Genomic DNA, 19,491 nt, shown 5'->3' with positions numbered 1-19,491 from the left:
GAAAACTCTTTTAAAAAACCATTTTTATGATACAATATGACATGTTATGAAGTCCCGAAAAGGCGACTAAGCAAGAGCCCAGAGACCAGCCGAAATGCTAGAGGTAATCGCGTCAGGCTGTTTCAAAAAAGAAAGACTTAGTCGGTTCTTTGTAACCTAGTAACCAGTCACATCCAGTGACGACTATTATTTTAAGGGGGACATTTTTATGTCAGAACGTAAACTTTTCACGTCTGAGTCAGTTTCAGAAGGACATCCGGATAAGATTGCAGACCAGATTTCCGATGCGATTTTGGATGCTCTTTTAGAACAAGACCCAGATGCTCATGTAGCGGCAGAAACAGTTGTTTATACTGGATCTGTTCATGTTTTTGGTGAACTATCAACCTCAGCTTATGTCGATATTAACCGTGTGGTGCGTGATACCATTGCTGAAATAGGTTATACAAAGGCAGAGTATGGCTTTTCAGCGGAGTCAGTGGGTGTTCACCCATCATTGGTTGAGCAATCTTTAGACATTGCTCAAGGGGTCAATCAATCTCTTGAAGTTCGTGAGGGAGACAAAGACCAACTGAGTTTTATCGGTGCAGGCGATCAAGGATTGATGTTTGGTTTTGCGGTTGATGAGACGCCTGAATTGATGCCACTTCCGATTTCATTGTCACATCAATTAGTCCGTAAACTAGCTGAATTGCGTAAGTCTGGGGCGATTTCATATCTTCGTCCAGATGCCAAATCCCAAGTAACAGTAGAGTATGATGAGAATGACAAGCCAGTTCGTGTAGATACTGTTGTGATCTCAACGCAACATGATCCAGATGTCACAAATGAGCAAATCCGTCAAGATATGATCAATCAGGTGATCAAGACGGTGATTCCATCAGACTACCTTGATGAAGAGACAAACTATTTCATCAACCCGACAGGTCGCTTTGTTATCGGTGGTCCTCAGGGAGATTCTGGTTTGACGGGGCGAAAAATCATTGTTGATACCTATGGTGGCTATTCGCGTCATGGCGGTGGAGCATTCTCCGGAAAAGATGCTACCAAGGTTGATCGTTCAGCTTCATACGCCGCTCGTTACATTGCTAAAAATATCGTGGCTGCAGGATTAGCCAAAAAAGTAGAAGTACAGCTGGCTTATGCTATCGGTGTGGCGCAGCCTGTTTCGGTTCGCATTGATACCTTTGGGACAGCCAAGGTTTCAGAGTCTCGTTTAGAAAAAGTGGTTCGTGAGCTATTTGACCTTCGCCCAGCAGGCATTATCAAGATGCTAGACCTCAAGCGTCCTATCTACAAACAAACAGCAGCGTATGGGCACATGGGTCGAACGGATATCGATCTTCCCTGGGAACGATTAGACAAAGTAGAGGCCTTAAAGCAAAAACTCGGTTAATCCCCTTTAGCAGCACAGAGATAGGCTAAGTGCTAGTCCAAATTTTTTTAAAAATAGTCAAAAAGCTTAGCCATTCGTTAAAAAACGTTATCGCTAAGCTTTTTAATAACTTTATCTTCTATCTCATGGAAGCGTTAGTCATTGATGTCGTCTTGATGAAGGTTAACATTTTGAAAAAGGCTATTATAGTTTTCTTCATCTTCTTGATTATCACGGATAACTTTAGACACGGTAAATGAAGATGAGATGAGACCAACAGAACCCATTAAATAATAGCCCTTAACCATGAGTGGTTCTTTTAAAGTGTAAAGACCAATCAATACCAAGGCTGAGAAAAAAAGAAAAGATCCCCATGCCATCATGGTAAAAGCAGGTGTGTTACGATAAATTTTTTTCTTGACATTATTCATTACAATCTCCTAACATTTTTAAAAACTTTTACATAAAGTATAACATAGAGAAATAGATTAATCAATTCCGTGGTAGTTAATGTCTTAAAATTTCAAAAACTTAGTATATCAATACCAAAACATTCTTGTTTGGCTGTTTTACAAAAATATGATAAAATAGTTAGGTTTGATTCATGTATTGTTAAGAAAGTATTGGTTATGCGTAAAATTGTTATTAATGGAGGAAAACCTCTAACAGGCGAAGTCACGATTTCGGGTGCTAAAAATAGCGTGGTGGCTTTGATTCCAGCAGCGATCTTGTCGGACGGTGTCGTGATTTTAGATGGCGTACCAGCTATTTCAGATGTTGATAGCTTGATTGCCATTATGGAGAGTATGGGGGCGACCGTCAAACGTTACGAGGATAGTCTTGAGATAGATCCTCGTGGTGTTCAAAATCACCCAATGCCTTATGGTAAGATCAATAGTTTACGGGCGTCTTATTATTTTTATGGCAGCTTGTTAGGGCGATTTGGTGAGGCGACGCTCGGCTTGCCCGGAGGCTGTGATTTAGGACCTCGTCCGATTGATCTGCATCTCAAAGCCTTTGCAGCCATGGGGGCTGAGGTTTCTTATGAGGGTGATGCTATGCGTTTAGCAACTGAAAAGGGTCAAGCCCTTCATGGGACACATATCTACTTTGATACCGTAACAGTTGGGGCAACGATCAATACCATGTTGGCAGCAGTTAAAGCTGACGGTCGGACAGTGATTGAAAATGTAGCACGTGAGCCTGAGATTATTGACGTGGCAACCCTGCTCAACAATATGGGAGCTCGTGTTCGTGGTGCAGGGACTGATGTCATCACTATTGAAGGTGTTAAAAAACTCAGTGGCACCAGGCATCAAGTTATCCCTGATAGAATTGAGGCGGGTTCTTACATAGCCCTTGCAGCAGCAGCAGGTAGTGGGATTAAGGTTAACAATGTCCTTTATGAACATTTAGAAGCTTTTATTGCCAAGTTGGAAGAAATCGGTGTGCGCATGACAGTAGAAGAGGACGCTATCTTTGTTGAAAAACAAGCCGATCTTAGGCCGGTTACCATTAAGACAGCACCTTATCCAGGATTTGCGACGGATTTACAGCAACCCTTGACCCCTTTACTCTTAAAAACTAAGGGGCGTGGTGTTATTAAGGATACTATTTATGAAAAGCGTGTCAATCATGTCCCCGAACTAGCTCGCATGGGTGCTAATCTGTCAGTCATCAGTGGTCAAGTGGTGTATGATGGACCTAATCACCTAACAGGTGCCAACGTTAAAGCGACGGACTTGCGCGCAGGTGCAGCTCTGATCATTGCTGGATTGATGGCAGAAGGGCGCACAGAGATATCCAATATCGACTTTATCCTGCGTGGTTACTCCGATATTATTGAAAAATTACGTGCTTTAGGTGCTGACATTAGCTTAGTTGAAGCCTAGATAAGAGGAGGCTGGGCAATAAATGCCTAGTCTCTGAAAATAAATGATAAAGCGAAGGCAAACTCACTCTGCCTTCTTTTTTGCTATCATCAAATGCTCTGAAATCTTTGATATAGCAAGAGGTCAGGGCTTATGTTATAATGCTATTATGTCAATAATGTTAGCCTTAGCAGAGTTTGCTAGTTTTGAGACGAATGATCTATCCTTTCGTCCCTTTACTTATGCTGATTTGGAAGATTTTTCAGAGATGGTTTTGAACCCTCGTGTGATGCGCTTTATTCACCCAGGCTATCAGACAAGAGCTGATGTTGCGAATTTATTGGTGAGCGCCTTTCTCAAAGAACCCTTAGGCAAATGGGCGATTGTGAATAAGCAAACTCACCAGGTTATTGGTGCGATTCGCTTAGAGAATTATCATCAGGGTGATAGACGAGCGGAACTTGGTTATTTTTTATCAGAAAGGTATTGGCGACAAGGGCTGATGTCACAAAGTCTTAAGACCTTGTCTTTTCTATGTTTTAAAGCCTTTGATATGCGAAGGCTTGAGATTGTTGTTCATGAGGAAAATAAAGCCAGTCAAAGGCTGGCTGAATCCTGTGGGTTTACCCTGAAAGAACGCTTTAAAGGGAGCGATCGCTACACGCATAAGATGCGACGCTATAACCGTTTAGAATTACGCCGTGAGGATTATAAATATGAATAAACATCAGGGAATTCTTGATATTGTCAGTAGGCTTGAGGTGCTTGGTTAAGATCAATTCTTGCCCCTAGATCCTTACAATGAACCGTTTCTTCTACATTTAGAGTTCTTGAAGAATGGCAGTTGTCAGTTTATGGTGGAGCTACCTATGATTGCTCATTCAAATCAGCGGGTACAAGGTCTTTTACCAGACTTTACCCATAGATGGGACTCTAACTATTGAGCCAAACGTTATTACTGCTTATCACTGTAGCATGACCTTGGAGCAGAAAGTAACATTGGCTGAGAAGCTGCTTGTTAAGGCACAAATGACATTAAAAATAAGTTAGAACCTGTATTCATCGTCTTCTGTCAAAAAATGATTTCTGATATCAAAGCACCGCACTTATGAATACAGGTTCTTAAAAAAAATGAAAAAGGGAGTAACAATATGATAACCTTAAAATCAGCGCGTGAAATTGAGGCGATGGATCGTGCCGGAGATGTTTTAGCTAGTATTCATATTGGTTTGAGAGAGCTTATCAAACCAGGTGTGGACATGTGGGAGGTCGAAGCATATGTTCGTCGTCGTTGCAAGGAGGAGAACGTGCTTCCTTTACAGATTGGTGTTGATGGCCATTTGATGGATTATCCCTATGCGACATGTTGTGGGCTTAATGATGAGGTTGCTCACGCCTTTCCGCGTCATTATTCCTTAAAAAATGGGGATTTACTGAAGGTGGATATGGTTTTAAGCGAACCCTTAGATAAGTCAGTCCTAGATGTTTCAACCTTGGATTTTGATAATGTCGCTGAAATGAAGCGCTACACAGAACCTTATAAAGGTGGGTTAGCAGATTCTTGCTGGGCTTATGCTGTGGGTGAGGTCTCAGAGGAAGTCAAAAACTTGATGGCTGTGACCAAAGAAGCCTTGTATCTTGGTATCGAAAAAGCAGTGGTCGGCAATCGTATCGGAGATATTGGTGCGGCGGTTCAAGCCTATGCTGAAAGTCATGGTTACGGGGTTGTGCGTGACCTTGTTGGGCATGGTGTTGGTCCAACCATGCATGAAGCTCCTAATGTGCCTCATTATGGCACAGCAGGAAAGGGTCTTAGACTTAAAGAAGGTATGGTCTTAACCATTGAACCAATGATCAATACAGGTACTTGGGAGATTGACACGGACATGGAGACAGGTTGGGCACATAAAACCCTTGATGGAGGTCTGTCCTGTCAGTATGAACATCAATTTGTGATCACTAAGGATGGGCCAGTTATCTTGACCAGTCAAGGACAAGAAAGAACTTATTAGAGAGTGTTTTTTGTGAAAAGACTAATTGCAAAGCTAAAATCAATTGATTTTGTCAAGGATTTTATAGACTTATTTCAATCAGCTGAAATGGATTTGTCCAGTATTGCTGTGGCCTACTATCTGCTTTTGACCTTATTTCCCTTTGTTGTGCTTTTAGGAAACCTTTTTCCCTATATCAATATTAATACCAATCACATTTTGACCTTTTTAAAGGATAATTTACCCGCAGAACTTTATGAGATTACAGCTAATATTGTGACTACTATCTTTAATAAGCCAAATTCAGGTTTGGTTTGGATTTCAGTAGTGACAGGTCTTTGGACCATGTCTCGTAGCATGCGGTTTTTACAAAAATCAATTAACAAGGCTTACGGTGTTCAGGATCATCGAGGGCTTGTATTAGGCTATATCGTTGGGTTTTTATCTAGTGTTTTGGTGACCGTGTTTTTAGCTATTGCGATTATTCTATCTACTTTTGGTAGGACTGTTTTGCAGTTGCTACAGTCAACCTATCCCTTTGATCCCAAACTGTTTAAGCTCTTGCTCAATTTGACACAACCTGTCACGGCACTTGTTTTTTTCATTGCTTTGGCAGTCTTGTATTATCTCTTGCCTAATGTCCATATTGGTAAGATACGTTATATTGTTCCAGGAACCATCTCGACAACCTTGGTATTTATGACGATGACCAATCTTTTTGGACGTTATGTGACGTCTGTTATGGATCGTTTAGATAATCTACGAATGTTTGGTTCTATTACGATTTTAGCTGTAATGCTATGGTTTAGCGTTTTTGCAAAAGTGATCATTTTTGGGGCAGTTTTAAATGCTTCTTATCAAAAAAAACATATGGATGAGTTTGAAACGCGTAATGACAACGTCTTGGACTTTCTAAAAAAAATCTGTCATATCACTAAAGAGGATCACCAAAAAACAAGTTGAGCCAAAGGTATCAACTTGTTTTTTGGTGTTTAAAGACGATGTATTTGCTAATCATGTAATTGATAATAATAATAAGGATTTGAGCAATCAAAGATTCAATGAGATTGATCTTAGCGAGATGATGGTCAACAAATTGACCAATGATCGCAGGAAATCTTTCGACTAAAATCTCAGCTAAGACCAAATCAAGAATCAGAGTTGACAGACGCGCTCCTGTAAAAGTCACCAGACGCTTTTGCCAACCTCGGCGTTCCTGCTTGAAGACCCAGCGGTCATTTGTAAAGAAGGCGAATAAAATGGCGATAGCATTGGCGACAACAGCTGCCAAGGTGGCTTGTCTGCTCACTGAAAATAAGATAGTGCGAGCTGTGAGATAGACCAGGGTTGCTAGCCCACCAAAAAAGAGATAGGCTGTCACTTCATGATGCCAGAGTGCCTTAATGTATTTCATCTTGAATCTCCTTTTGGGTGACGGCCTTAATCATTTTTTGGAAAATCTGTTCATTTTCTTCAAGGCTATAAGAGTTGGCCCCACTAGCTAGAGGATGTCCTCCACCGTCGTGTTCTTGTGCGATGGTGTTTATGACAACTTCTTTACTACGCAGGCGAACACGATAGCTATGTCTATCAGCTTGTTCTACAAAGATAGCCCAAGCCTGCACCATATCAATCTTTCCAGGAGAGCTGACGATAGCTGAAGTCTCAGCTTCCAAAACCTGGTAAGTCTTGAGGATGTCTTGTGTCAAGGTTATCCTAGCAACGCCATTTTCTGAAATATCCAAGTGCTCAAAAATATAGCCTTGCAGTTTAGCAATATTATAAGGGAAGGTGTCCATTTGACGAGCCATGGCAGCAAAATCCACATCAAAGGCTCGTAGTTCTGCTGCAAGGCGTAAGGTTTTAGCACTGGTTGAGGGGTATAGAAAGCGACCAGTGTCACCAATGATACCAGCATATAGCAGTCGAGCGGCCTCCTTGGTCAAAGTCAGTGCTGTCTTGAGGGCAAATTCAGTGATAATTTCACTGGTGCTGGAAGCTTGCGTATCAACGTAAGAGAGATGACCGTAGGCATCGTGATTTGGATGATGATCTATTTTTATCAAAAAATCGCCTTGTTGATAGCGCTGATCATCAATACGGGGCTGATTAGCTGTATCTGTGACAATCACTAAAGCCCCTTGATAGTCGTGATCGCTTACCAGATCCATATCAGCCATCCAAGCTAGGCTTGGCTCATCAAGCCCTGTTGCTAGAATGTTTTTTTCTGGAAAGTTATGCCTCAATATCTCTCTAAGCCCTAATTGTGATCCAAGAGCATCAGGATCAGGTCTTTGATGACGATGAATAATAATGGTTTGATAGAGGTCTATAGTTGATAGAATCGTTTGGAACATTCGTTATTGTCCTTTGTCTTTGGTAATCTGTCTTTGTGGAGACATGACACCATTATACCATGAAAAAGGGGTTGTGATCTTCTTTAACAATCCAAAGAAGATGTCTTTGACTTGCTTAGGTGAATCCTAGTGTCATCTTTAATGTCGTCACCTGATCAAGATTGATTGTGATCAGGTGTCGTTAGCTATCTCATCAGGCACATCAAGCAAACACGAAACGGACTTTAAATTGATTTGCGAGCAGAGCCTAAAGTATGATACAATAAGCAAAGATATAAGGACAGGGAGGAAAATATGGCCTTAGCAAAAGTGGTTTATGCCAGTATGACTGGTAACAATGAGGAGCTAGCTGATATTATCACCAATAAGCTGGAAGCTTTGGGACATACTGTTGATATGGATGAGTGTACCATGGTGGAAGCTAGTGAGTTTGAGGATGCTGATATTTGTGTTGTGGTAACTTATACTTATGATGATGGGGAGTTGCCAGAGGAGATTGTTGATTTTTACGAAGACTTAGCAGACCTTGATTTATCTGGAAAAGTTTATGGCTGCGCGGGTTCTGGTGATACTTTTTACGATGATTTTTGTACCTGTGTTGATGATTTTGACAAACAGTTTGCCTTAACTGGTGCTACAAAAGGAGCAGAGTCTATTAAGGTAGATTTGGCTGCCGATGATGACGATATTGAAGCCCTAGAGCGCTTTGCAGAAGACTTGTCTGCGCGTGTAAGCTAAGACATAACTGGGAATGATTGTCTCCCTAGGGAAACCTAAACCGCTGAAAAGCTGATGACGTCTACGCTTTTTTCGTCATTTTCAGAAAGGCTATTCTGGTAAATCTTTAGTGACACCGTGGGTTTTATCACCAAGTTGCACGAACTTTAGTTTTCATTTTTGATGAGAATGACAGTTTAGCGTGTGAGAATGACAGTTTAGCGTGATGCTTTACAAATCATTTAAGACATGGTATGATACATTAAGTGTGTAATGGACACACAAAAAACGGCTAATCCGCTGGGACAAGTACTTACGATTGGCAAGATAAGGAGAATAAAAAATGAATCCATTAATCCAAAGTTTGACTGAAAGTCAACTTCGTACTGATATTCCTGACTTCCGCGCTGGTGATACGGTTCGCGTACACGCTAAAGTTGTCGAAGGTAACCGTGAGCGTATCCAGATCTTTGAAGGTGTTGTGATTTCACGCAAAGGTCAAGGCATTTCAGAGATGTATACTGTTCGTAAGATCTCTGGTGGTATTGGAGTTGAGCGTACTTTCCCAATCCACACACCACGTGTTGACAAAATTGAAGTCATCCGTCACGGTCGTGTTCGTCGTGCGAAACTTTACTACCTACGTGCCTTGCAAGGTAAAGCAGCACGTATTAAAGAAATTCGTCGTTAAGATTAGGCATCAGATGCCCTTAACTAGAGTTTCAACTCTTCTCTTTGAGAAGGGTTTTTTATCTAATTTAAAATGAGAGAGAGTCAATCAATGAGTCAAGATGTCCCATCTGTTCGCTCAGAGTTAAGGCAGGAAATAATTGAAGTCCCTTCAGTCATTAGTCAATGTTCGGGGATTGAAATATATGGCCGCAAGATAAAGTCAGTTATCTTTACAACAGACATCGCTATTATTGCTAATAATAATGCAGATGCTGTTTTAGCAGTTTATCCGTTTACCCCCAATCCTACGGTTCTAAAGAGTATTATGTTGGTATCCTCAGTACCAGTCTTTGCTGGTGTCGGTGGTGGTTTGACAACAGGACAGCGTTCAGCTAATATGAGCTTGTTTTCGGAGTCAGAGGGAGCTATAGCTGTTGTTGTCAACGGTCCAAGCAGTCCAGAAACCATTCAAGCTATCAATGATTTTATTGATATTCCAATTATTTATACGGTTGTGACAGAAAGTGCAGATATTGCATCGCGTTTAAAAGCTGGTGTGGATATTCTAAATGTGAGTGGAGGCTCTAAGACTCCTGAGATGGTACGAAAGATTCGCCAGTCTTATCCAGATATTCCCATCATGGCAACAGGTGGACCAACCAAAGACAGCATCTTAGAGGTCATCACTGCGGGCGCTAACGCAGTGACCTATACGCCACCAAGCAATGCAGATATTTTCAAAAAGAAAATGCAGAAATACCGTCAAGAAGTTAAAAACTAATATGAAAAAAACTTGCATGAGCAAGAGGACTAGGGTAAAATAGACTTACAAAATGCTTTTAAAAATCACAAAGGATCTTGGTGACTGGTGTCAACGACTCGAGCTCGTATGCCCAGTCCCCAGTGTTTTTTGGGTTGATGGCGTCTATGTCCCCTTAGTTAAATGGATATAACAACTCCCTCCTAAGGAGTCGTTGCTGGTTCGATTCCGGCAGGGGATATTTGAGTGCTATTGGTGTGGCTAATGTTCAAGCTTTTAGGGATTTAGATGATTTTTTGATGATTGAAACTGCCCTAAATGATTGATCAACAGTTTTTGCTGATAGCTTGTTGAAAGGGATTAACCAGCCACTAAACATCTCATAAGCATTTCAATAAGAAAAGGGTGACTAACACTTGAAAGATACTATCCATAAGACCATTGATATTGCGATAATTGCTCCTGTTAGTTTACTGATTATGATTGGTTTTGTAGCGATTTATACCGCAACGGTCAATGACTATCCTGATAAAGTACTGCAAGTGATGGTTCAGCAGGTGGCGTGGGTAGCTATTGGTATCTTATTTGCTTCGGTTGTTAGGCTGTTTAGTAGAGAGTTTTTGTGGAAAATCAGTCCATTATTATACCTGCTAGGGTTGAGTCTGATGATACTTCCTTTGATTTTTTACAGCCCTGAAGTAGTAGCCTCAACAGGTTCTAAAAACTGGATCAGTATAGGAAATGTTACGCTTTTTCAACCATCAGAGTTTATGAAAATCTCTTATATTTTGATCTTATCTGAAGTTGCCATCTGGTTTCATGGACGTTACCCAGAGCGAACGCTGTCACAAGATTGGAAACTATTAGCTGGTTTTTTAGGGGTTACCCTGCCGATTTTAGGTCTTTTAGCCCTTCAAAAAGACATTGGCACAGCCATGGTATTTCTAGCGATTTTTGTAGGCATGAGCTTTTTATCTGGCATTAGCTGGAAGATTATTCTGAGTACTTTACTTGTGAGCTTAGTTTCAATAGTGATCTTTCTGCTGGTGTTTTTGTGGGAGCCTGGTCGTGAGTTTCTCTATCGTATAGGCATGGATACTTACCAGATCAACCGTATTTTAGCTTGGTTAAAGCCCTTTGACTTTGCTTCAAGTATTGCTTATCAGCAGACGCAAAGCATGCTCTCTATTGGTAGTGGTGGCATTTTTGGCAAAGGCTTCTCAGTACTTGAATTAGCAGTACCAGTTAGGGAGAGCGATATGATTTTTACCATCATTGCTGAGGACTATGGTTTTATTGGTTCGGCGGTGACTCTAGGTTTATACTTGATTTTGATTTATCGGATGATTCTCATTACCTTAGCGTCCAATAATCAATTCTATACCTATATCTCAACAGGGTTTATCATGATGATTCTCTTTCATATTTTTGAGAATATCGGTGCTGCTATAGGGATTTTACCGCTTACAGGTATTCCTCTTCCTTTTATTTCTCAAGGGGGGAGCTCGCTGATATCGAATTTAATTGGTATTGGCTTAATCTTATCCATGTCACATCACAATAAGAAACACCAAGAAAGTTCCAACAAACCCTCAACAGTTTAATATTAGAAACGAGTCTGGCTTTAAGATGCCCAGACTCGTTTTAAGTGCTGATTAAAATGCTTTTCCAGGTCCAGCTACTGATTTATTGGCTAGGCTATTTTTCTTTAATGTTATCTGTTTTTTCGTGCTTAGAGTCGGTAAAATCACAAAAAATATGATATAATGTAGGGTAACTATTGTTGATTCCTTTTTCCTTTTGCTGGCAAAGTGGATGGAAAGAAGGACTTACGAGGAAATCAATATGACAAGGACAGAAAAGAGTAGCAGATGACAGAAAAATTAAAAGACTTACACCAAAAAGCTAATGAGTATGATGCGAGTCAAATCCAAGTTTTAGAAGGTCTTGAAGCTGTTCGTATGCGGCCAGGGATGTATATTGGATCGACCTCAAAAGAAGGACTTCATCACCTTGTTTGGGAAATTGTAGACAATTCTATTGATGAAGCTCTAGCAGGATTTGCCAGCCATATTGAGGTTTTTATTGAGCCAGATAACGCCATTACAGTTGTTGATGATGGTCGTGGAATCCCCGTTGACATTCAAGCTAAGACAGGTCGACCAGCGGTTGAGACCGTCTTTACAGTGCTTCATGCCGGAGGAAAGTTTGGAGGCGGTGGCTACAAGGTTTCTGGTGGTCTACATGGTGTGGGTTCATCTGTTGTTAATGCTTTATCCAAACAACTAGATGTCAAAGTTCATAAAAATGGGAAAATTTATTATCAAGAATACCGACGAGGAGCGGTTCTTGCTGATTTAGCTATTATTGGTGATACAGACCGACAAGGAACGACCGTACACTTTATCCCAGATCCAGAAATTTTTACCGAAACGACGGTATTTGATTATGCCAAGTTAGCTAAACGTGTCCAAGAATTGGCCTTTTTAAATAAAGGACTACGCATTTCCATCACTGATAAAAGAGAAGGTCTTGAAAAGAGTGAGGAATACTTCTACGAAGGCGGTATCGCTAGCTACGTCGAGTATATCAATGAGAATAAAGAGACGATTTTTGATACGCCTATCTTTACTGAAGGTGAAATGGATGGTATTGTCGTTGAGGTAGCCATGCAATACACGACGAGTTACCATGAAACCATCATGAGTTTTGCAAATAACATTCACACACATGAGGGTGGCACACATGAGCAAGGCTTTAGAACAGCCTTGACTCGTGTGATTAACGATTATGCTCGACAAAATACCATCTTAAAAGAAAAAGAAGATAACTTAACTGGGGATGATGTGCGTGAAGGGCTGACAGCAGTGATTTCAGTCAAACACCCCAACCCACAATTTGAAGGGCAAACAAAGACAAAACTTGGCAATTCAGAGGTCGTTAAAATCACCAACCGTTTGTTCAGCGAAGCCTTTAGTCGTTTCTTGTTAGAAAATCCACAAGTAGCCCGCAAAATTGTCGAAAAGGGGATTTTAGCCTCTAAAGCTCGTATCGCTGCTAAGCGTGCAAGAGAAGTCACCCGCAAGAAATCAGGGCTTGAAATTTCTAACCTTCCAGGGAAGTTGGCGGACTGTTCTTCCAATGATGCTCGTCAAAACGAACTCTTTATCGTTGAGGGTGACTCTGCGGGTGGATCTGCTAAGTCTGGTCGAAATCGTGAATTTCAAGCCATTCTACCCATTCGGGGTAAAATTCTCAACGTCGAAAAGGCAACCATGGACAAAATTTTAGCTAACGAAGAGATCAGAAGCCTTTTCACCGCTATGGGGACTGGCTTTGGCAGTGATTTTGATGTGGCTAAGGCGCGTTATCAAAAATTGGTGATTATGACAGATGCCGATGTTGATGGCGCCCATATTCGGACCTTACTACTGACCTTGATTTACCGATTTATGCGTCCTGTTTTGGAAGCAGGTTATGTCTATATCGCTCAACCCCCTATTTATGGTGTTAAAGTTGGTAGCGATATTAAAGCCTATATCCAACCTGGAATTAATCAAGAAGATGACTTGAAAAAAGCTCTGGCCGAATATAGTCAAGGCCGCTCAAAACCAACTGTTCAACGTTATAAAGGTCTTGGTGAAATGGATGATCATCAACTTTGGGAAACGACCATGGATCCTGAAAATCGGTTGATGGCTCAAGTTTCAGTAGATGATGCTGCTGAGGCGGATAGGGTATTTGATATGCTTATGGGAGACCGTGTTGAACCACGCCGTGAGTTTATTGAAGAAAACGCTGTTTATAGTACGATTGATATCTAGGATTTCCCTTAAAAAAGAGATGCAGGAGATTCTCAAGTGTGGTATAATCAATATACTAGACAGCTTATCAAAGGAAGATTACTAAGGAGAAATACATGCCGAGCCAAATAGTATTAGTGATAGTGGCAATCGTTATATTGGTGATCGTAGCTTATCTCATCGCCGTTTTAATGAGGCAAAAGAACGCATTGCTGATCACAAAACTGAGACAAGAAAAAACAGCTATTGAGCAATTACCTGTCACTTCTGAAATCGAGGATGTTAAGGCGCTCCATTTGATTGGACAAAGTCAGGCTAATTTTAGAGAGTGGCAAGATAAGTGGAACGACATCTCAAAAACCTCTCTCAAAGATTTGGAAGCTCATCTAGTTGAGGCTGAAAATCGTAATGACACCTTTCACTTTGTTAAGGCTAAATCAGAGATTGAAAAGGTTTCCAGTCAGCTATCGTTGATTCGAGAAGACATTGTAGCTATTCGAGAAGCTCTTGACATTCTAAAAGAGCAAGAGGAAAAAAACACTGCTCGTGTCAAACATGCTTTAGACCTTTACGAGGAATTGCAACAGGCTATCAATGAAAACAGTGATAACTATGGCAAGACCATGCCAGAAATTGACAAGCAACTCAAAAATATTGAAAAAGAATTTTCACAATTTGTCACATTAAATTCTTCTGGTGACCCAGTGGAGGCTGCGGCACTCTTGGATAAGGCAGAAGAACATACGATTGCTTTAGGTCAAATTTCTGAAAAAATTCCTGCTATCGTGACCAAATTAGAAGACGATTTTCCTGATCAGCTAGATGATTTAGAAAGCGGTTATGCTAGACTGTTAGAGGAAAATTATCATTTTAAAGAAAAAAATATTGAACAGCGTTTCCAAAACATACGTGATCTCATTCGCACAACTTCAAACGGTCTCATCAGCCTAGATCTTGATCAAGCCAATGAGGACAGTGAAGAGATTCAAGAACGTATCAATCAGCTTTATGATATTTTTGAGCGAGAAATTGAAGCTTATGGTAAGGTTGTTAAAAATAGTAAAATTATCCCAGACTACCTAGCTCATGCTAAAGCCAATAACGATCAATTAAAAAGTGAATTAGCTCGCCTGTCTAAAAAATACATCTTAACAGATGGACAAGATGTCAATATTCGTCACTTTGCTAATGAGCTTGAAACCATTGAGGATAACATATTACCGAATATCACTGATTTTGAAGAGCAAGAGCAGCCCTTTTCAATACTGGAAGGTCGTTTAGATGATGCCCTTCAGACCTTGGCTCGCATCGAAGCTTCTCAAATGGAAGTTGCTGAAGAATTGGGTTCGGTTGAAAAGACAGAAGCAACAGCTCGTCAAAAACTAGATACCTATATCAATAAGCTTCACATGATTAAGCGTTATATGGAAAAGCGTCATTTGCCTGGTATTCCTCAGGAATTCTTTAGCGTCTTTTTCACAGTAAGTGCTCAGCTTGAGGCTTTGATGGATGAATTGAGCCGTGGTCGTATTCATATCGAGACTGTTTCTAAGATGACTGAGTCAGCAACCTCTTCTCTAGAAATGCTTGAAGAGACGACCTATCGAGTAGTCCAAAACGCCTCTTTGACCGAGCAATTACTTCAGTACTCTAATCGTTACCGTAGTTTTGAGCCTGGTGTTCAAAGTAGTTTCGAGCATGCCTTGAAACTATTTGAGCAAGATTATGATTACCAAGGCTCATTTGAAGAAATTTCATACGCTTTAGAAACAGTTGAGCCCGGTGTTACCGATCGTTTTGTCAATTCTTATGAGAAAACACGGGAAACGATTTTATTGTAATCTTTGAGATTAGTATTCTACTCCAAACCAGCTATTCGTTTTGGCTGGTTTTCGTTTATTTTAAAAGCGACAGGTCTCTTGATGATATTTTCCGAAAATACTCATAATACATTAATTGCTTGCATTGCTTGTTTAGAAATTTTATAATAAGAAAAAAATAATAAGGAGACGATTATGTTTGATTTTTTGAAACAGTTGACGTTAAAGAAAAAAATAATATTTGGTGTGGGAGGCTTGTTTCTTCTAGGCGGTTTGGTCAGTATTTATCAAGCCAATAAGAATGCTAATAATGGTGAAGCGGAAACGGTTTACCAATCAAGTGTCGTAACCAGTGGCAAGGTTGCTTCCTCAACCCTTTTGTCTGGTAAGGTTGCTGCCTTATCCGAACAATACGTTTACTATGATAGTTCGAAAGGAAGTTCTGCAAAAGTTTTAGTTGAAGTTGGTCAACAAATTGGTAAAGGGCAACAGCTTGTTCAGTACGATGCAACGACGGCTCAAGCCAACTATGACACCGCTGTCCGTAGTCGCAATAAGATTGGCCGCCAGATCAATCATTTAAAAACGTATGGTGTTCAAACTCAGGTTCCCGTCGAAACAACAAGTGATGGTGAATCAGGGGATTCAGAAGCATCAGGAAGTCAAGCAACAACAACCGTCTCTACTTTTGGTCATAGCTACCAACAGCAATTACAGGATTTGAATGATTCGTATGCAGATGCTGAAGCGGCAGTGAAAAAAGCTCAAGAAGCCCTGAATCAGACGGTGGTATTAAGCGATGTTGATGGCACAGTGGTTGAAGTCAATAATGCTATTGACCCATCTGCTAAGGAGAGCCAAAAGTTAGTGCATGTTGCCACTCAAGGAGAACTCCAAATCAAGGGAGAGCTGACAGAATATGATTTAGCCAACCTTAATAAGGACGATGAGGTGATTATTACTTCTAAGGTTTATCCAGATCAGAAATGGCAAGGAAAAATCAGCAGTATTTCAGACTACCCTGAACAATCAACAGGAGCAGCTGATGCTAATAGAGGTGCTTCAACGGGTGCTAAATATGGCTATAAGGTTGCCATTACGAGTGAGCTAGGTGAGTTAAAGCAAGGTTTTGCCGTATCTGTTGAAGTGGTGAATAATAAAGAATCGCTACTTGTGCCAACCTCAGCCATTGTCAAGGCTAAAGGCAAACATTATGTATGGCGCTATGATAAACTGACTAAAAAAGTGACCAAACAAGAAGTTGGTTTAGGCAAAGCAGATGCTAATTCTCATGAAATTACAACAGGATTAGCAAAAGATGATAGAATCATCTCAAACCCAGACAAGGCCCTAAAAGATGGTCTAGAGCTTAGTGACGATAAGGTAAGATTAGGTGATGCTCCTAAAACAGACAACAAGGAGAAATAACCATGTCAGATCAGAAAGTGTTAATGCAATTAAAAGGCATTACAAAAACGTATAGCAATGGAGACCAAGAGTTACAGGTATTAAAAGGCATCGATTTAACCGTCTATGAGGGTGATTTTTTAGCCATCATGGGACCATCTGGATCTGGGAAAACAACGCTAATGAACATTATTGGTCTCCTAGATCGACCAAGTTCAGGAACTTATGATTTGAGTGGTCAGTCAGTGTCTGGCTTATCTGGTAAAGACCTTGCCAAGGTTAGAAACCAAGAAATCGGTTTTGTTTTTCAACAATTTTTCCTTCTTGCTAAAATGACTGCCTTACAAAATGTTGAATTGCCACTGATATATGGTGGTGTCGGTGTCAGCCAACGCAAGCAACGTGCTAAAGAATTTTTAGAAAAGGTTGAGTTGGGAGAGCGTACCAAGCATTTGCCTTCAGAATTATCTGGAGGTCAAAAGCAAAGGGTTGCTATTGCTAGGGCTCTGGTCAATAACCCTTCTATTATCTTAGCCGACGAACCGACAGGTGCTCTTGATACCAAAACAGGAGAGCAAATCATGGCTTTATTGCAAGACCTAAATAAAGAAGGTAAAACCATTATAATGGTAACGCATGAGCCTGAAATTGCAGACTATGCCAAGCGAAAGATTGTCATTCGAGATGGTGAGATGACCTTGGATACAACAGAGAGTGTTCGGATAGATTAGGAGGAAAAGATGGAAAATTGGAAATTTGCCTTTAGTTCAATTCTTAGCCATAAAATGCGCTCCTTTTTGACCATGCTGGGTATCATTATTGGTGTTTCGGCGGTTGTTATTATCATGGGTCTCGGTAATGCCATGAAAGCCAGTGTTTCAGACAGTTTTACTGGTGATCAAAAGCAAGTGAGATTATTTTACAAAGAAAAAGGTAAAAATAAGGAACTCTTTGAGACCTTTGAATCAAGTGCTGCTGAAAAACCAATCAAAACGGAATGGTTGGAAAAAATGACAGCGTCTATCCCAGGGATTGACTCTTATTTTGTAACTAATTCGGCTAATGGTAGAATCGCTTATCAGAAAAAAGAACTAGCTGATGCCACCATTTCAGGCGTTAGTCAAAATTATTTTGCGGTTAAAAAGTATGATATTGTTGCTGGAAGACAGTTTCAAGAAGAAGATTACCAACGTTTTTCTAGAATTATTATGATTGATACGGTCATGTCAGACAAACTATTTGGCAAGAAAAATTATAAAGAAGCCTTAAATAAGGTTTTAACCGTTGGAGATAAAGATTATCTATTGATTGGTGTTTATAAGACTGCTAAAGGTGTTTTTGGAATCACGGATGGCAATGGGACTGCTGTTATGACTAACACTCAAGTCTCCCAAGAGTTTCAAAGACCTGAAGTTGATCAAATCTTCGTTCATGTCAATGATGTGACACAAAGTCAAATCATTGGTCAGAAGGCTGGTAAGGAGTTGACCAGACTCGCTCAACTTCAAGATGGCGAATACACCGTTATTGACAATAGTGAATTGCTTAACAATATTAATCAACAATTTGGACTTATGACCACTGTTATTGGCTCTATTGCAGGGATTTCTCTTCTAGTTGGTGGTATCGGTGTCATGAATATCATGCTAGTATCCGTCACCGAACGTACAAGAGAGATTGGGCTTAGGAAAGCCTTGGGGGCAACACGTCGTAATATTTTAACGCAATTCTTGATTGAGTCCGTTTTCTTGACGATCTTAGGGGGTTGCTTAGGACTCTTACTGGCTCTTGTTAGTGTAGGAGCTTTGGGCTCTGCGATGCAGTTGCCTGGTGCGACGATTTCATTCAACGTTGCCTTTATTGCGATTGCCTTTTCAGCTTGTATTGGTATTATTTTTGGCTTACTGCCTGCCAATAAAGCAAGCCAACTCAACCCAATCGAAGCACTAAGGTATGAATAACAGATCAAAAAGTTACCTTTGATTGCTTATGATGATTAAAGAACTTTGCTAGCAATGTCACAGTTATTTATTCTAAATAGATATTATTGAAAAAAATCCACTTTCTTAGTTTAAGGAAAGTGGATTTTTTCGTAAATTGATAAAAAGTCAACATAAAAACACCTAGGATAAAAAAGCCTAGATGTTAAAGATAGTCCGTACGGGATTCGAACCCGTGTTACCGCCGTGAAAAGGCGGTGTCTTAACCCCTTGACCAACGGACCGTGAGGTGTTATATTGACCATTTAATAGTTCTGATAGTAGCTTTTACTATGTTAGAAAATTTCCTAAAAGCAACTAGATGGTTTTGTTATTTTACAAAGACTAGCTCGTAAAATACTGGGGTAGCTGGATTCGAACCAACGCATGAGGGAGTCAAAGTCCCTTGCCTTACCGCTTGGCTATACCCCAAAACAACAAAAACTATTTTAACGATTTTTTGAAATCTTGTCAATAGTTTTTATCAAAAAAGTGACTTTATTTTTCGTCAATGACCAGTCGAACTTTTTTACCTTGAACGGGCACCGAATAAACAATCGATCTTATGGCCATGATGGTACGACCTTTTTTTCCGATAACACGACCAATGTCGCTGGCATCCAAATCAAGGTGATATTCTAGATATTCAGGGGTATCCTGAATTTTAATCGTTAAGTGATTCGGTTGTGAAATCAAAGGTTTCACAATGGCAATAATAAGATTTTCAATGGTGTCCATA

The 19,491-nt window shown here is 40.3% G+C and carries 18 protein-coding genes, 3 tRNA genes and 1 riboswitch; of the genes, 15 read left to right on the top strand and 6 right to left on the bottom strand.

Going from position 1 to position 19,491, the window contains the following annotated elements; genetic code table 11:
* Positions 1-208 precede the first annotated feature (208 nt).
* Positions 209-1,396, top strand: coding sequence for a methionine adenosyltransferase (metK, locus tag ACMZ6Z_RS04190; protein WP_416131354.1), 1,188 nt, complete (start codon positions 209-211; stop codon positions 1,394-1,396).
* Between the two features lie 134 nt (positions 1,397-1,530).
* Here the strand turns inward: metK and ACMZ6Z_RS04185 are convergent, their stop codons facing one another.
* Positions 1,531-1,806 carry a YiaA/YiaB family inner membrane protein gene (locus tag ACMZ6Z_RS04185; RefSeq protein ID WP_416131353.1) on the bottom strand — a complete coding sequence of 92 codons (276 nt, stop codon included), beginning with the start codon at positions 1,804-1,806 and terminating at the stop codon, positions 1,531-1,533.
* A 198-nt stretch (positions 1,807-2,004) separates the two neighbouring features.
* Here ACMZ6Z_RS04185 and ACMZ6Z_RS04180 point away from each other — a divergent pair, with 198 nt between their 5' ends.
* The 4 genes from ACMZ6Z_RS04180 to ACMZ6Z_RS04165 all read left to right on the top strand — a co-directional run bounded on the left by ACMZ6Z_RS04180 (position 2,005) and on the right by ACMZ6Z_RS04165 (position 6,200).
* Positions 2,005-3,267: a UDP-N-acetylglucosamine 1-carboxyvinyltransferase gene (locus ACMZ6Z_RS04180; RefSeq protein WP_416131352.1), complete on the top strand. Its 1,263-nt coding sequence runs from the start codon at positions 2,005-2,007 to the stop codon at positions 3,265-3,267.
* Between the two features lie 148 nt (positions 3,268-3,415).
* Positions 3,416-3,970, top strand: coding sequence for a GNAT family N-acetyltransferase (locus tag ACMZ6Z_RS04175; protein ID WP_416131351.1), 555 nt, complete (start codon positions 3,416-3,418; stop codon positions 3,968-3,970).
* 427 nt (positions 3,971-4,397) lie between these two features.
* Positions 4,398-5,258: a methionyl aminopeptidase gene (locus ACMZ6Z_RS04170; RefSeq protein ID WP_416131350.1), complete on the top strand. Its 861-nt coding sequence runs from the start codon at positions 4,398-4,400 to the stop codon at positions 5,256-5,258.
* Positions 5,259-5,270: 12 nt separating this feature from the next.
* Positions 5,271-6,200, top strand: a complete 930-nt coding sequence (locus tag ACMZ6Z_RS04165) for a YihY/virulence factor BrkB family protein (protein WP_416131349.1) — start codon at positions 5,271-5,273, stop codon at positions 6,198-6,200.
* Between the two features lie 10 nt (positions 6,201-6,210).
* Here the strand turns inward: ACMZ6Z_RS04165 and ACMZ6Z_RS04160 are convergent, their stop codons facing one another.
* Together ACMZ6Z_RS04160 and ACMZ6Z_RS04155 are read right to left on the bottom strand one after the other, a co-directional pair.
* Positions 6,211-6,651, bottom strand: a complete 441-nt coding sequence (locus tag ACMZ6Z_RS04160; RefSeq protein WP_416131348.1) for a GtrA family protein — start codon at positions 6,649-6,651, stop codon at positions 6,211-6,213.
* On the bottom strand, positions 6,638-7,594 hold the full coding sequence (locus ACMZ6Z_RS04155) for a DHH family phosphoesterase (protein ID WP_416131347.1): 957 nt from the start codon (positions 7,592-7,594) through the stop codon (positions 6,638-6,640). Before ACMZ6Z_RS04155 ends, ACMZ6Z_RS04160 begins: the two co-directional genes overlap by 14 nt.
* Before the next feature lie 294 nt (positions 7,595-7,888).
* On the opposite strand from ACMZ6Z_RS04155, the gene ACMZ6Z_RS04150 reads away from it, so the two are divergent.
* The 10 genes from ACMZ6Z_RS04150 (at position 7,889) to ACMZ6Z_RS04105 (ending at position 18,734) form a co-directional block, all read left to right on the top strand.
* Positions 7,889-8,332, top strand: a complete 444-nt coding sequence (locus ACMZ6Z_RS04150; RefSeq protein ID WP_416131346.1) for a flavodoxin — start codon at positions 7,889-7,891, stop codon at positions 8,330-8,332.
* Positions 8,333-8,403, top strand: a riboswitch (Fluoride riboswitch).
* 251 nt (positions 8,404-8,654) lie between these two features.
* Positions 8,655-9,002: a 50S ribosomal protein L19 gene (gene rplS / locus ACMZ6Z_RS04145; RefSeq protein WP_416131345.1), complete on the top strand. Its 348-nt coding sequence runs from the start codon at positions 8,655-8,657 to the stop codon at positions 9,000-9,002.
* Positions 9,003-9,092: 90 nt separating this feature from the next.
* Complete coding sequence (locus ACMZ6Z_RS04140) at positions 9,093-9,764, top strand: hydrolase (protein WP_416131344.1); 672 nt, start codon at positions 9,093-9,095, stop codon at positions 9,762-9,764.
* 148 nt (positions 9,765-9,912) lie between these two features.
* A tRNA-Arg gene (locus tag ACMZ6Z_RS04135) sits at positions 9,913-9,984 on the top strand.
* Positions 9,985-10,159: 175 nt separating this feature from the next.
* Complete coding sequence (locus ACMZ6Z_RS04130; RefSeq protein ID WP_416131343.1) at positions 10,160-11,347, top strand: FtsW/RodA/SpoVE family cell cycle protein; 1,188 nt, start codon at positions 10,160-10,162, stop codon at positions 11,345-11,347.
* Positions 11,348-11,614: 267 nt separating this feature from the next.
* Positions 11,615-13,567, top strand: coding sequence for a DNA topoisomerase (ATP-hydrolyzing) subunit B (gyrB, locus tag ACMZ6Z_RS04125; RefSeq protein ID WP_416131342.1), 1,953 nt, complete (start codon positions 11,615-11,617; stop codon positions 13,565-13,567).
* A 95-nt stretch (positions 13,568-13,662) separates the two neighbouring features.
* Positions 13,663-15,387, top strand: a complete 1,725-nt coding sequence (gene ezrA, locus ACMZ6Z_RS04120) for a septation ring formation regulator EzrA (protein WP_416131341.1) — start codon at positions 13,663-13,665, stop codon at positions 15,385-15,387.
* A gap of 174 nt (positions 15,388-15,561) precedes the next feature.
* Positions 15,562-16,794 carry an efflux RND transporter periplasmic adaptor subunit gene (locus tag ACMZ6Z_RS04115; RefSeq protein WP_416131340.1) on the top strand — a complete coding sequence of 411 codons (1,233 nt, stop codon included), beginning with the start codon at positions 15,562-15,564 and terminating at the stop codon, positions 16,792-16,794.
* A gap of 2 nt (positions 16,795-16,796) precedes the next feature.
* Entirely contained in the window at positions 16,797-17,504 is a 708-nt protein-coding gene (locus tag ACMZ6Z_RS04110; protein WP_416131339.1) for an ABC transporter ATP-binding protein, read from the top strand.
* A gap of 9 nt (positions 17,505-17,513) precedes the next feature.
* Complete coding sequence (locus tag ACMZ6Z_RS04105; RefSeq protein WP_416131338.1) at positions 17,514-18,734, top strand: ABC transporter permease; 1,221 nt, start codon at positions 17,514-17,516, stop codon at positions 18,732-18,734.
* A gap of 191 nt (positions 18,735-18,925) precedes the next feature.
* Here the strand turns inward: ACMZ6Z_RS04105 and ACMZ6Z_RS04100 are convergent.
* The 3 genes from ACMZ6Z_RS04100 to ACMZ6Z_RS04090 all read right to left on the bottom strand — a co-directional run bounded on the left by ACMZ6Z_RS04100 (position 18,926) and on the right by ACMZ6Z_RS04090 (position 19,490).
* Positions 18,926-18,997 (bottom strand) — tRNA-Glu (locus tag ACMZ6Z_RS04100).
* Positions 18,998-19,112: 115 nt separating this feature from the next.
* Positions 19,113-19,184 (bottom strand) — tRNA-Gln (locus tag ACMZ6Z_RS04095).
* A 66-nt stretch (positions 19,185-19,250) separates the two neighbouring features.
* A complete protein-coding gene (locus tag ACMZ6Z_RS04090; protein ID WP_416131377.1) occupies positions 19,251-19,490 on the bottom strand; it encodes a KH domain-containing protein in 240 nt (79 codons plus the stop codon).
* Position 19,491: the final 1 nt, after the last annotated feature.

Origin of the sequence: Streptococcus pluranimalium, assembly GCF_047785705.1 — a bacterium.
In the GTDB taxonomy this organism is placed as follows: Bacteria; Bacillota; Bacilli; order Lactobacillales; family Streptococcaceae; genus Streptococcus; species Streptococcus pluranimalium_A.
Note: the sequence above shows the minus strand (reverse complement) of the source record. Positions and strands in the feature narration are given on the sequence as shown.

Coding starts and splice junctions, on each gene's coding strand:
- metK (WP_416131354.1), top strand. CDS start 209: ATGTCAGAACGTAAACTTTTCACGTCTGAGTCAGTTTCAGAAGGACAT.
- ACMZ6Z_RS04185 (WP_416131353.1), bottom strand. CDS start 1,806: ATGAATAATGTCAAGAAAAAAATTTATCGTAACACACCTGCTTTTACC.
- ACMZ6Z_RS04180 (WP_416131352.1), top strand. CDS start 2,005: ATGCGTAAAATTGTTATTAATGGAGGAAAACCTCTAACAGGCGAAGTC.
- ACMZ6Z_RS04175 (WP_416131351.1), top strand. CDS start 3,416: ATGTCAATAATGTTAGCCTTAGCAGAGTTTGCTAGTTTTGAGACGAAT.
- ACMZ6Z_RS04170 (WP_416131350.1), top strand. CDS start 4,398: ATGATAACCTTAAAATCAGCGCGTGAAATTGAGGCGATGGATCGTGCC.
- ACMZ6Z_RS04160 (WP_416131348.1), bottom strand. CDS start 6,651: ATGAAATACATTAAGGCACTCTGGCATCATGAAGTGACAGCCTATCTC.
- ACMZ6Z_RS04155 (WP_416131347.1), bottom strand. CDS start 7,594: ATGTTCCAAACGATTCTATCAACTATAGACCTCTATCAAACCATTATT.
- ACMZ6Z_RS04150 (WP_416131346.1), top strand. CDS start 7,889: ATGGCCTTAGCAAAAGTGGTTTATGCCAGTATGACTGGTAACAATGAG.
- rplS (WP_416131345.1), top strand. CDS start 8,655: ATGAATCCATTAATCCAAAGTTTGACTGAAAGTCAACTTCGTACTGAT.
- ACMZ6Z_RS04140 (WP_416131344.1), top strand. CDS start 9,093: ATGAGTCAAGATGTCCCATCTGTTCGCTCAGAGTTAAGGCAGGAAATA.
- gyrB (WP_416131342.1), top strand. CDS start 11,615: ATGACAGAAAAATTAAAAGACTTACACCAAAAAGCTAATGAGTATGAT.
- ezrA (WP_416131341.1), top strand. CDS start 13,663: ATGCCGAGCCAAATAGTATTAGTGATAGTGGCAATCGTTATATTGGTG.
- ACMZ6Z_RS04115 (WP_416131340.1), top strand. CDS start 15,562: ATGTTTGATTTTTTGAAACAGTTGACGTTAAAGAAAAAAATAATATTT.
- ACMZ6Z_RS04110 (WP_416131339.1), top strand. CDS start 16,797: ATGTCAGATCAGAAAGTGTTAATGCAATTAAAAGGCATTACAAAAACG.
- ACMZ6Z_RS04105 (WP_416131338.1), top strand. CDS start 17,514: ATGGAAAATTGGAAATTTGCCTTTAGTTCAATTCTTAGCCATAAAATG.
- ACMZ6Z_RS04090 (WP_416131377.1), bottom strand. CDS start 19,490: ATGGACACCATTGAAAATCTTATTATTGCCATTGTGAAACCTTTGATT.